Annotated in this window: 12 protein-coding genes and 1 pseudogene; 6 read left to right on the top strand and 7 right to left on the bottom strand. The window is 40.0% G+C overall.

The window, feature by feature from the left end:
- On the top strand, positions 1-228 hold a 228-nt coding region (locus tag BM122_RS18600), incomplete at its 5' end, for a transposase (protein ID WP_143083533.1).
- Positions 229-265: 37 nt separating this feature from the next.
- On the opposite strand, the gene BM122_RS18595 is transcribed toward BM122_RS18600, so the two are convergent.
- Both BM122_RS18595 and BM122_RS18590 read right to left on the bottom strand, forming a co-directional pair.
- Complete coding sequence (locus BM122_RS18595; protein ID WP_074907027.1) at positions 266-691, bottom strand: DUF2231 domain-containing protein; 426 nt, start codon at positions 689-691, stop codon at positions 266-268.
- 22 nt (positions 692-713) lie between these two features.
- Entirely contained in the window at positions 714-1,052 is a 339-nt protein-coding gene (locus BM122_RS18590; protein WP_074907026.1) for a hypothetical protein, read from the bottom strand.
- 63 nt (positions 1,053-1,115) lie between these two features.
- Here BM122_RS18590 and BM122_RS18585 point away from each other — a divergent pair, with 63 nt between their 5' ends.
- The 3 genes and pseudogenes from BM122_RS18585 (at position 1,116) to BM122_RS18575 (ending at position 3,701) form a co-directional block, all read left to right on the top strand.
- Complete coding sequence (locus BM122_RS18585; RefSeq protein ID WP_256212203.1) at positions 1,116-1,841, top strand: helix-turn-helix transcriptional regulator; 726 nt, start codon at positions 1,116-1,118, stop codon at positions 1,839-1,841.
- Between the two features lie 258 nt (positions 1,842-2,099).
- Positions 2,100-2,561: a DciA family protein gene (locus tag BM122_RS18580; protein WP_074907024.1), complete on the top strand. Its 462-nt coding sequence runs from the start codon at positions 2,100-2,102 to the stop codon at positions 2,559-2,561.
- A 145-nt stretch (positions 2,562-2,706) separates the two neighbouring features.
- Positions 2,707-3,701 (top strand): annotated as a pseudogene (locus BM122_RS18575) (IS30 family transposase).
- Between the two features lie 90 nt (positions 3,702-3,791).
- Here the strand turns inward: BM122_RS18575 and nirK are convergent.
- Positions 3,792-4,898 (bottom strand): copper-containing nitrite reductase, encoded by a 1,107-nt coding sequence (nirK, locus tag BM122_RS18570; RefSeq protein WP_074907023.1) that lies wholly within the window; start codon positions 4,896-4,898, stop codon positions 3,792-3,794.
- Positions 4,899-5,176: 278 nt separating this feature from the next.
- Between nirK and gshA the strand changes: the two genes are divergently transcribed.
- Positions 5,177-6,487: a glutamate--cysteine ligase gene (gshA, locus tag BM122_RS18565; protein WP_074907022.1), complete on the top strand. Its 1,311-nt coding sequence runs from the start codon at positions 5,177-5,179 to the stop codon at positions 6,485-6,487.
- 6 nt (positions 6,488-6,493) lie between these two features.
- Positions 6,494-7,441, top strand: coding sequence for a glutathione synthase (gene gshB, locus BM122_RS18560; protein ID WP_074907021.1), 948 nt, complete (start codon positions 6,494-6,496; stop codon positions 7,439-7,441).
- A gap of 6 nt (positions 7,442-7,447) precedes the next feature.
- Here gshB and BM122_RS18555 read toward each other — a convergent pair whose 3' ends face one another.
- The 4 genes from BM122_RS18555 to BM122_RS18540 all read right to left on the bottom strand — a co-directional run bounded on the left by BM122_RS18555 (position 7,448) and on the right by BM122_RS18540 (position 11,714).
- Positions 7,448-8,077, bottom strand: coding sequence for an HpnM family protein (locus BM122_RS18555; RefSeq protein ID WP_074907020.1), 630 nt, complete (start codon positions 8,075-8,077; stop codon positions 7,448-7,450).
- The gene (locus BM122_RS18550) at positions 8,061-9,182 is read right to left on the bottom strand and encodes a glycosyltransferase (protein WP_074907019.1); all 1,122 of its coding nucleotides are present in this window, start codon (positions 9,180-9,182) and stop codon (positions 8,061-8,063) included. The genes BM122_RS18555 and BM122_RS18550 overlap by 17 nt, the downstream gene beginning before the upstream one ends.
- A gap of 95 nt (positions 9,183-9,277) precedes the next feature.
- The gene (gene hpnH / locus BM122_RS18545; protein ID WP_074907018.1) at positions 9,278-10,450 is read right to left on the bottom strand and encodes an adenosyl-hopene transferase HpnH; all 1,173 of its coding nucleotides are present in this window, start codon (positions 10,448-10,450) and stop codon (positions 9,278-9,280) included.
- 694 nt (positions 10,451-11,144) lie between these two features.
- Positions 11,145-11,714 (bottom strand): peptidoglycan-binding domain-containing protein, encoded by a 570-nt coding sequence (locus tag BM122_RS18540; protein ID WP_074907017.1) that lies wholly within the window; start codon positions 11,712-11,714, stop codon positions 11,145-11,147.
- Between the last annotated feature and the right edge of the window lie 641 nt (positions 11,715-12,355).

Raw genomic sequence — 12,355 nt, 5'->3', positions numbered from 1 at the left:
GAACAGATAACGAAGAAGGGGGTTCAGGCTGTGATACCGAGAAAGCGCAACTCGTTGAAGGGTAATGCAGATATGGATGGGGGTTTATATCAATACCGGCATTGGGTGGAGAATGCTTTTGCCAGGCTAAAACAGTATCGGGCAATAGCAACGCGATACGACAAACTGAAGCGAAATTACGAGAGTATGGTAGCCATAGCATGTGGAACTCTGTGGTTACCTATGTAAAATGTCAACAGACCCTAGCGAATGGGTATTATATTTTTTAGGAATGGTGAGAATGAACGCCAACTCCATGTTCATAAACCAGTTTTCCTCCTAACCATCCTGCAATACAAAGGAAAATAAACCCGATGATAGACATAATAATGGCAATTATGCCTGGTTGACCAAGATTCGTTCCATTTAGGCGCAAAAACAAGCTTACAGCATAAAAAAACCAACTGATCATCATGAGCATCATATGATTATTAGCAATCTTTATTGCTGGGCTCTGTTGATCAATTTTCCCTAGTTCTATCAGACCACTGATCATGGCAAATAGTGCAGTGATTACTCCAATTACAAGCAACACCCCAGCCACCCAACTTACCTGCTCATTTGTGAATAAACCTGCAACATCTCCTATGGTAGAGATAAACCAAGCCGCGATGGGAAAATGAACTAACATTGGGTGTATAGGGTGTTTCATGTAACTGTTTCCTTTTTATATCTTAAAGCAATATGCTGAGTAGTGTGAGAAAGCCTGCTACAGCAACGCCTGCATGAATGAGTACTATATTTTTAGGTGCAACATTACCTTTCGCATGTAATGAAGCAAGATAAAAGCCACCCAACGCCGCAATGACAAGCAAGCCCAGCGCTGCAGTAAGGCGACCATTACCTGATCCCTCCAAAACTAGCATGATTAGCATAATCAAACCAGTTGCACCTAATAAGGCATGCACAATGGATAAAGGCCATGACGCTAACTGCCCTGAGAATATTTTTGTCGCCAAAACAATGCCGCCAACGGCAGCGATTGCTAAAATTACGATTAAATAAGTAAGCATTGGTTCTCTCCTCTTTTCTTTTTCTATTTAAAGAATTTTACTATACTGCATAATTTAAGTCTTTTGCAATATAAACATGTCAAAACTGTTTTAAATGATAAAATATCAATAAAGATGTCTGCTTTGCTACTTTTAGGTCAACGCCAACAATTATTACTTACCGCTTTACTTCGTCATCGCAAAGGTCTAACTGTTGAAGAATTATCGCGTATGCTGGCCATTTCTCGTAACGCGGTAAATCAGCATCTTTCTAGCCTTGGAGGTGATGGTTTTATTCAGAGTACTTTGCTGGAAAGTACAGGTGGCAGACCAAGCAGAATATATACATTAACACCGAGTGGATTAGAGCTTTTTGAAAGACGTTATTCTTTCTTTGCTAAGCTTCTACTTTTCTGGATAGATAAAAAACTAGACGAGCAAGAGTTAAAAGATTGCCTTACTGGACTTGGAGAGCAAATGGCGAGAGAATTTGAATATCGTGTTACTAGACATTTTTCACATGCCGACAGACTGCACGAGGTTATCGCTATAATGTGTGAGCTTGGCTATGATGCAAACGTGACTAAAATTTCTGATCACCATACAGAGATTGTTGCTAACAATTGTGTTTTCCATGAGCTTGCTGAGCAATGTCAAGGATTCTGTACGCTTGATCTAAGTTTCTTGGCTTCTTTGTTAAAAGCAGACATTGAGCATAAAGAATGCATTGTCAAAAATGAAGGCCGCTGCTGTTTCAGGGTTGTATTCCCTTTAAATCGCTTACTTAACAAACCAACAGATTGTTCGTGAACTGGAGAAAATTAGTATCATTTACCATATATTATATTTAGTAGGGTAATTTGATATATAGAAAAAATAAATGAAAAAAATTTTCTATTTTTTTCTCTCTTCACAGTGGAGTATGTGCGGTCATTGATCTGACAGGATTGAATCTATTAATTAGTTCGGGTATCAATTTCTTTGTTTATGTAATATCAGCGATCAGCGCTCTATTTTCTGGGAGCACTAAATAAATTTTCTCTTTATAACGATTACATTTTTCAAGGTATGACCGCAAATAGTGTAGGTGATTTTCTTGATATTCTTGGCAAAATGCCGGCGCATCAGAATTTATTTATATCAGCAAATCAAATAATACAATTACAGAATACATTTCTAAAAATTATTTCTCCTCAATTAGCTAAACGCTGTGTTATTGGAAAATTTTATAATGGTATTCTTGTAATATATGCGGATAGTAGCCCTGTAGCGGCGAAATTAAAACATATTATTCCATCATTACTCAATAAGCTTGGTCCCCCTCAAGTGAGCTCCATTCAAATCATCGTGCGAAGTTGCTACTCTAAAAATACTACTATTAATAATTTAATAAAACGAAAACCACTTCTAAGTCAGGTAGCGACTCAAAATCTCCGTCAATTAACTTTGGCAATGCCAGTATCTCCTCTTAGAAGTGCTATTGAGTCTTTACTTAATCATTGTGAACCTGCTTTTTATCAAAATAAATAGGGGCTGTACTGTAGTAGATTAGCTTGAGTGCTTAGCTAATCAAATGAAGGCGGATTCAAGTTTAAAGTCAACTTTTATAAGGTTAACAAGAGGCAAGCTGCGATAGCATCTGAGCTTCTTGAACGATCAGATAAAAGGAGCACAGATGAAAGACTATCAGCAGCTTACCTGTGAGCAACGCTATCAGATTTACAGGTTACAGAAAGCAGGATTTAAGCCAAGAGAGATAGCGAATGAAGTAGGCGTGAACAAATCTACCATCTCACGAGAACTCAGGCGCAATAGAGGGCAGCGAGGGTGGCATCCAAAGCGGGCGCAGGAATTACGAGATAAACGTATAAGGCAGAAAGCCCAAGCCAGGCGATTTAGCCGGGAAGACTGGAATAAGATGGAGAGGATGATTCGACAGGATATGAGTCCCGAACAGGCATCGGCTCGACTTAAACTGAAAGATGAATTGTCAAACAGCCATGAAACCATCTATCAGTACCTATACGCAGACAAATTGGCAGGGGGTGATTTGTGGAGATATTTACGCTGCCAGAAACCGCGGCGCAAGCGCTATGCAAGTGGACAAGAACGACGTGGCACTATTCGCAACCGAGTCAGCATCGATGAACGACCCGAGATCGTCGAGCAGAAAACTCGTATTGGAGATTGGGAAGGCGATACGGTGATCGGCAAGCACCCTCAAGGAGTACTAGTAGCACTGGCAGAGAGGAAATCGCGTGATATCCTGGCGGGTCAATTGCAAGCTACACATGTGCAGGGAGTAACCGAAAAGATCAACAGTCTGCTATGCCCTCACAAGCACAAATGCCACACGGTGACATTCGACAATGGAAAAGAATTTGCTGGACATGAAACCATCGCTTAAGAATTGGAAGCAGACATCTACTTTGCACTTCCCAACCATTCATGGGAGCGGGGATTGAACGAGAACAGTAATGGATTACTACGACAGTATTTCCCCAGGAATAGAAATTGACTGAGGTGACCGAAGAACAAGTGCAGTGGGCAGTCGATCGTCTTAATCACCGACCACGCAGAGTACTTGGGTTTAGAACGCCGCATGAGGTATTCTTCGGAGTGTCGGTAAGTTATACCCATCAGCCTTCAGAATTTGCACTTCGAACTTGAATCCATGATAGATAAAAAAGCGGCCCCTATAAGGGGCCGCTTCAAAAGAACTTCAATAAATTATTAAATCTTAATTCTTTAGTTTATGAATTAATGATCCATCCCTGCATCTTTTTTGAAGCTTGGAGGTGCTTTGACTTGTTCCATAATGTCGTTATCCCATTCACCTTCCACATTCATGTGGAGAGCGGCTCCTAGCAATACTGCTTCGATCAGGTTATGGCTGAGATAGACATATAAGCCAGGCATTTTGAATTCATACAACGCCGCTACTGCTGAGCCGCCTGGAACCCACCAGGTTTCTTGACTGGTCAATGGAGTATCACTAAATGAACCACCTACCCAATACAGATCAGCATGTCCACCAATTAAGTGAGGACGGGAATCGCGGTTAGATTGTGAATGAACAAACAGCACTTTTTCACCTACTTTAGCTTTTAGAGCGTTGTCACCAGTGATTGCACCAACTGCGCCATTGAAGACAACATGGGATGGAATCAGACCTTTAGACAATTCTAAAATGTCAGCCATGCCAGCGGCAGGTTGATCGTATGTTTTATATTTGCCATCTGGACCTTTGGGAACGTAGAAATCTTGCTCGCCAATGTAGTAAGCACGGTCATATTTTACTGGTTTGCCTTTGTGGTCTTTCAGGCCGTCACGTGGCAGTACCATAATGGCGCCATTCATGCCAGAGATGACATGAAAAGGAATCATGGTTCCACCAGGAGCGCAATGGTAGACAAATACGCCTGGTTTCAGTGCTTTCCAGCGCAATACGACTTCTTCTCCTGGTTGTACAAGGGTCAGAGCTGCTCCGCCGAGTGCACCCGTTGCCGCGTGGAAGTCAACATTATGCGCCATTGTGCTTTCTTTAGGATTTTTTAATGTTAATTCCACATAATCGCCTTCATGCACTACGATGAGTGGGCCAGGTACCGTGCCATTAAAAGTTAGAGCCCAGAATTTTACACCAGGAGCAATTTCAATTTGCTTTTCGATTGTTTCCATGGTTACTTCTACGATCTTAGGACCGCCTTTGGCAACTTGATCATGTTCTGGTGCAAAAGGTGGAGCTACCAATTCTTGTTTAACGCGTGGCAGCTTTGAGTAATCGACTTTAGCCGCTACTGCATATGCAGCGGTAAAGCACAGCAACCCTAATCCAAGAGCTGCTTGTACAACTTTCTTATTCATATATCCCTCCAAAAATTTTGAAAATTGCGCAAACCCTTATATGCGCGATTATTTCTCGGTACTGTGTCCCATACATATATCACCGTGACCGTACTGCTTTGCTTTCTTAGCGAGAGTAAAGGCAGCGTGGAAACTATACACTTTAATGCCAAAGCTGTCCATGAGTTGTATTTTCTGTGCTAACCGAAAAGTACTGGAATGATCTCAATACAGTGCAATAATCAGCTTATGCAGCCTGTGATGTTATAATAGGTTATTCTAATTACATAGATTATTCCATGCCTGTTCCCCATCTTACGACTGCATTACGTGGTCCAATTCTTGAGCTAGAAAAGCGTATCCTTGAGTCGATGCCTGCAATTGAACATTGGTTACGTGGCAAATGGCAAAATCATACCGTTCCTTTTTATTGTTCAGTAGATTTACGTAATAGCGGGTTTAAGCTTGCGCCGGTGGATACTAACCTTTTTCCGGGGGGATTTAATAATCTCAATCCAGAATTTTTACCCCTATGTGTCCAAGCAATGATGGCTGCCGTTGAAAAAATTTGTCCTGATGCGCATAGCATATTGCTTATACCAGAAAGTCATTCTCGTAATATCTTTTATTTACAGAATGTGGCTATATTACAAGACATTATGCGGCATGCAGGCATGCATGTTCGTATTGGCTCCCTTTTGCCGGAAATTACTAGTGCCACGACGATTCACCTTCCTGATGGGAATACGCTGTTATTGGAGCCGATACAACGCAAGAATAATAGACTATATGTGAATAATTTCGATCCCTGCGCTATTCTACTCAATAATGATCTTTCGAGTGGTATTCCAGAAGTTTTGAAGGATCTTAATCAGATCGTCATTCCGCCATTGTATGCAGGTTGGTCGACACGAAAAAAGTCTCAGCATTTTTCTGCTTATGACAGTGTAGCTCAAGAATTCTCTGAACTGATCGGAATCGATCCATGGTTAATTAATCCTTATTTTAGCCCCTGTGGCAAAATTGATTTTCGTGAGAAAAAAGGGGAGGATTGTGTTGCTACTGCTGTTGATGAAATACTGAAAGATCTGCAGGAAAAATATACTCAGTATGGTGTTAAAGAAAAGCCTTTTGTTATCGTTAAAGCTGATTCGGGTACTTATGGTATGGGTATTCTGACCGTTAAAGATAGTGCGGATGTGTATAAACTCAATCGTAGGCAGCGTAATAAAATGGCAATAATCAAAGAAGGTCTATCGGTGACACACGTACTCGTACAAGAAGGTGTATATACCTTTGAGAGCATCAATCAGGCAGTTGCGGAACCTGTTATTTACATGATAGATCGGTACGTTGTAGGTGGATTTTATCGTGTTCATACAGGAAAAAGTATTGATGAAAATCTGAATGCTCCAGGAATGCATTTTGTACCGCTAGCTTTTGATACTTCTTGTGTATTACCTAATCATTCTGCTCTACCAGATTCTGCACCAAACCGGTTTTATGCCTACGGTGTGGTAGCAAGACTAGCATTATTGGCGGCTTCGCTAGAATTGGAGCGGCATACAACAGTGCGTCCTGACCAAACTTTAACAACATTGCAAAGTTAACACTCAATGAAGCTTGCTTTCGTACTGGATCAACTTGACTCAATTAAAATTGACAAAGACTCAAGTTTTGCCATGATGCGTGAAGCTGCTGGCCGTGGTCATCAATTATTTGTCATGCAACAAGGAGATATTGTCTGGAAAGATAAGTTGGTAATCGGATTCTCGCGGAAATTGACCTTAATTAATCAGAGGGACAAAAGATCTCATTGGTATCAAGAGAGTCTGTCAGAGGCAATACCGCTTCAAGAATTTGATGCGGTATTAATGCGCAAAGATCCGCCATTTGATATGGAATATGTATACAGCACTTATCTATTGGAGCTCGCTGAGCAACGAGGCGCATTTGTTATTAATAGTCCAAGAAGTATACGCGATCATAATGAAAAGCTAGCCATTGCGAAATTTCCTCAATTTATTCCGCCCACTTTAGTAACTAGGCAAGAGTTTTTGATTCGAGAGTTTCTTAATGAGCATGATGATATTGTATTAAAGCCGCTTGATGGAATGGGAGGGGCGAGCGTATTTCGTATTCATAGCGCTGATCATAATATTAGCGTAATTCTTGAAATGCTTACCCATTACGGGACTCGCACCATCATGGCGCAGCGTTTTCTACCTGAAATCAGTCAAGGTGACAAGCGCATTTTACTTATTGCTGGAAAACCTGCTCCCTTTGCGCTTGCTCGTAAACCCAGGCCAGGTGAGACTCGTGGCAACCTTGCTGCTGGTGGTATTGGTACAGCTCAACCATTATCCGAGCGCGATCTTGAAATTGCGAATACAGTAGGCCCGCAATTATATAAACAAGGATTGATGCTTGTAGGGCTTGATGTAATTGGTGACTCGGTGACCGAAATCAATGTTACGAGTCCTACTGGAATGCAGGAGATTACCAATCAAACAGGATATAACGTGGCAGGAATGATGATTGATGCGCTTGAAAAATGCATGTAATCGATTTTAATTCTGCTCCATTTGAGATATTTTTTGTTCAAGCATCGCAATCAGTGCTTGAAAACCATCTCGTTTCAAGATTGCATTATATTCAGCTCGCTTCAAGGCGAGATCGCTGACACCATCCACGAGAATATTAACAATGCGCCAACCTTCTTTACTTTGGTGTAGTACATAATCAAAATTTATAGTATTACCATCCTTCTGAATCAATTTACTACGTACCAATATTTGATCTCGTCGTAACGAGCGTTGTTCTACGATTTCAAAACGCTCCCCGTCATAGCGATTAAATCTTTCAGCATAAGTTGATATACTGAGCTTGCGAAAGATCTCGGTGATTTTCTGTTGTTGTTCTTCACTTAGCTTGCTCCAATTGGCTCCCAGTATTGAACGTATTATGGTATCGATATCATGCGAACGATTGATAGTAGGGGTCATAAGCTCTAAGCGGCCACGATAGCCTAGCTCGTCGCCTTTTTTCATCGCCTGAATGAATGTTTCTTGTAACCCCTGGATGACGTGCTCTGGAGTGTCGGATTGAAAATCTTGCGCTTCAACCACAGTTGCCAATGGCAGTAAGATTAACGTAATTAAGATATATTTGATGCTTTTAAATTCAAGCAGAGATCTCATATCGACGATTTTTCCATTGAGCACGCTCACCACGCCAGAACCGGAATGCTGAAGTCCATGTCATCAGTAAAAACAAAGTGCCGATAAGAGGAAGTGCAGCTATCCAAAGCGAGGAGCATTGGTAATAACGTAAAATGGGCAGATAAACAATGATCATGGCAACCCACGTTAATACGGCAGTAATAATTAAATGGGTATTTAGCGGAAGGAAGAAAGATACTAACGGAGCAAACCAGAACATGCTTATCATAATCAGTGTACAAGCAAAAAGTAATAGGGAAGAGTAATGTAATTGTGTATAAGCCGTTCGTGCCACCATATTCCAAATCGTTTTCATATTATCATAGCCTCGATGACTACGAGCAGAATGACTAAGGCCGGTCCAAGTGAGCAAACCAATATGTTTGATGCGGGATGCCAGCGTACAATCATCAATCAGTGCATCACGTAAACTGGCAAATGCTCCTATTGTTCGCAGCACATTAGTCTTGGCCAGAATACACCCCCCAGCTGCAGCAGCAATTCGCGAGCCAGGTTTATTAGCAAGCTGGAAGGGATAAAGTAATTTAAAGAAGAACACAAAGGCAGGCATCAATAAACGTTCAATAAAATGGTGAAGAGGAGGTTCTGCCATTAAAGATACAAATGCTAGATTCTCTTCACGCGCTTTTTTGAGTAAAGCAGCAACAATTCCTTGCGTAAGTGTAATGTCTGCGTCCAGTAATAATATATAGGGAGTGTGAACTTTACTTAATCCTTGTTCTAATGCCCATAATTTTCCGCTCCAGCCCGTTGGCAGTGATGTGCCGGATAATACTGTTACTCCCCATTTCTGTGCTTGCTCAGCAGTATCATCATCTGACTGATCATCTATAACGATGATTTGTAGGTTTAAGCCTTGGGTGCTTAGCGCTTCTAATGTTTGCTTGATAAATGCCCCTTCATTTCGCGCAGGAACAAGCACTGTAATATCATCTAAAGATTGCTTTTCATCATTTGTTGCATCTAAAGACTCTTGTGTATTCCATGGTTGCCAAGGAACCAGCACTATTATCCACCAAAGAAAAGTACCTACAAAAGCTAGAAATGTTGCAAGCTCTATCATCGTCTTATCTCAATCAAGCTCCTCGGAATTAATTCAGGGTAAAACATTATCCTTTGCATCTTTATATAATTAAGTTTTAAATGGTACCTTTTATGCTAACTATCAGAGCGAGTTAGATTGCTTGATGAAGCGGTTGGGGTACTCGTTTTTTGTTCAACTGTGATGGGTATTGGAAACTCCTTCTGCGACGAGGCATTGACTTTAGAGGAGATTAAGTTCTTTTGTGAAGGATCGGGTGCCATAGGGCCATCAAGACGCGGTCCACGAAGGCTTACGCGCATTGCTTTAAGCGGGTGAGCGAATGTATCGTTAATCGCGGTTGGCTCGAATCCGCAGTGAGCCATGCAATTAGCACATTTCGGATTATTGCCTACACCGTACTTATCCCAATCTGTTTCCTCCATTAATTCACGGAAGCTGGCTGCATAACCCTCATCTACCAATAAATAACAAGGCCGTTGCCACCCAAAAAGGTTGCGTGTGGGATTGCCCCATGCAGTACATTGATAATTCTGATTGCCTGCGAGGAAATCTAAGTAAAGACTAGAATGGTTGAATCTCCATGGTTGCTTTCTTTTTTTTCCTTCTTGAAAGATCGCGCGAAAAAGTCGCTTGCTAACCGATCGTTGCAAAAATACATCCTGACGTGGAGCATGTTCATAACTGAACCCCGGGGATACATTGATCCCTTCCACTCCTAATTCAGTAGCAGTGTCAAAAAATTCTGCAACTTCTTCTGCCGTTTCATTTTGAAAGAGTGTGCAGTTTACCGTGACTCTGAAGCCGCGCTTGAGCGCTTTTTGAATAACAGGAATGACTTTATCATAAACTCCATCGCGACAAACAGACGCGTCATGACGCTCTTTATTTCCATCAAGATGAATTGAAAAAGTAAAATAAGGTGAAGGATGGTAATCATCCATTCGATCTTCTAGCAATAATGCATTGGTACATAAATAGACGAATTTTTTTCGCTCGATGATACCCTCTACAATTTGAGGCATTTCTTTATGGATGAGTGGCTCGCCACCAGCGATTGAAACAACAGGAGCTCCACATTCATCCACAGCTGACAGACATTCTTGAACGCTCATTCGGCGACGTAAAGTATCATCTGGATAATCAATCTTGCCACAACCAGCGCACGCCAGATTACATTGAAATAAAGGCTCCAACATTAGTACTAAAGGATAACGTTTATTACCCTGAAGCTTCTGCTTTAATATATAACTACCCACACGGTATTTTTGTAAAAAAGGGATGCCCATTTAATTTCTCTCCGTTATTTTTAGTACTATTTTTATTTTTTATCGCACGATAAATTAGGAATTCTCAACTTGTTCACAATTTGAACCCCATCTTTTTCTTATGGCTAATTTGATGCAATATCATTTCTTTTTTTTTGTGAGAAGAAAAAAGTCTCAATATAGCTTAATGAGAGCTATAGATAAAAATGCTTTAAATAAAACTGCTATTCTAATTGTTATTATTCTACTAGGTATCGATATGCTAGCATGTATATTTTATAAACCAAAGTAATGATTTTAGAATAAAAATATTAACTCTTCTAATGCCTGAATTTATTTAGAAATCTGACAATCTGCTTTAGAAGTTGGGACTAAGATTGAAAGTATAAATACAATGCTGACTCAAAAAAGAATTACTAAAAACCGTATAAAACTTGTTGAGCTTATTCTATTTCTAAATCAAAATGGCGCGAAGGCGAGTCGCACCCAGTATAAACCATACGGCAAGGTGAAGCCGACAAAGTCAATTTTGATTTAGAAATGGAATTACAAATTTTGCCATATTTATATGGTAAATTTAATAATAACAATAAATAATTGAGGAAGGAAACAGACCGGAAAGTACATCTTTATAATTAATGGATTTTCTTATTTGAGTGATACTGTCAGAATAATCGGTAATTATCTCTTTCTGGTCTGTATTAATTACGAGTTTCTATTGATAGGATACTCCAAGCTTTTGCAGCGTTTCTTTAGTTAGCTGGCCATAGCCCATTGTAAGATTGTTCTGTTTCTGAAAATTTTTCAATGCAGCTATAGTTTTAGCTCCACTTTTTCCATCAATTGCACCGGGATTAAATCCAGCATCAGCTAGAGCCTGTTGAACTTTACGAATTAATTCAGGAGTTGCCTTGACAACTTCGCTTAAATCTTCATGTTTTTCAATTTGCTGTTCTGATTTTTTTGCTGTCGAATGAGTTTCGTTTATGAATTCTGATGAGGAGTTCTCAGATTCAGTTAATTCGTTTGGCATGGTATCAATGGTTTGTTCGGCTGATATAATTGTTTCTTTAGAAGCCTCATCACTCTCATCTGGAGTTGATGCTGGCATATCTTTCGTAGTATCAGCAATTTCATCAGATTCGGCTTTCTGCTTATCTTTTTGGGTAGCTTCTGCTTGACTTGTATTATTCTCCTCCTTTTTCTTCGGTTTACAGCCTAATAAACCAATTGCAAGCGATATCGAAAAAATGATCATTATCACATTAGCGGTCTTTATTTTCATGCTGAAATTCTCCTCTCTAAATAAAATTGCTTAAAAATTTATTTGATACACAAAAACTTTATCATAGGTGTTTTTAATAATAAACTGAAATCGCTCCTAATATTTTATTTTTATTGAATAAATAGTTACTAGTCCGATTAACTAAGATCGTTTTAATTATTGAGCTATTCTCATGAAAATAAACTTACGATTGCGTTATACAACTGGAGCAGAGACTTCAAACTTTACCTGAATGAATGTGAAAAAATTGTAAGAGAAATTTCGACTGTAGAGTGAGCTGAATGGTTAGTCATTCCATTTCTATATCACAACTAACTTTGTCGGCTTCACCTTGTCATATTATTTATACTGTCTGCGGCTCGCCTTCGCGTCATTTTTGATTTGGAAATGGAATGACTAACGCTGAATGTAGTGAAAAGTTAATGAGAAATAGATAACAAAGAAAGAATATTGCAAAGGCAAGCTAAAAAAGAATATAAATATCGCTCAAAACTGCGATAAAAACATGCAGAAGAGTTATTTATGATCTTGGGGGAAATTGTTACTCTTGAATTCAAGTAATAAGTGCATAACCCACCAATCTTTCGGCATCTGTTCCTGACAATTCTCGGAACACCTCGTAAGGCGTCCTAAACCCCAGG

This window comes from Nitrosomonas communis, assembly GCF_900114745.1.
In the GTDB taxonomy this organism is placed as follows: Bacteria; Pseudomonadota; Gammaproteobacteria; order Burkholderiales; family Nitrosomonadaceae; genus Nitrosomonas; species Nitrosomonas communis_A.
This window is presented reverse-complemented; position numbering and strand designations above follow the sequence as displayed.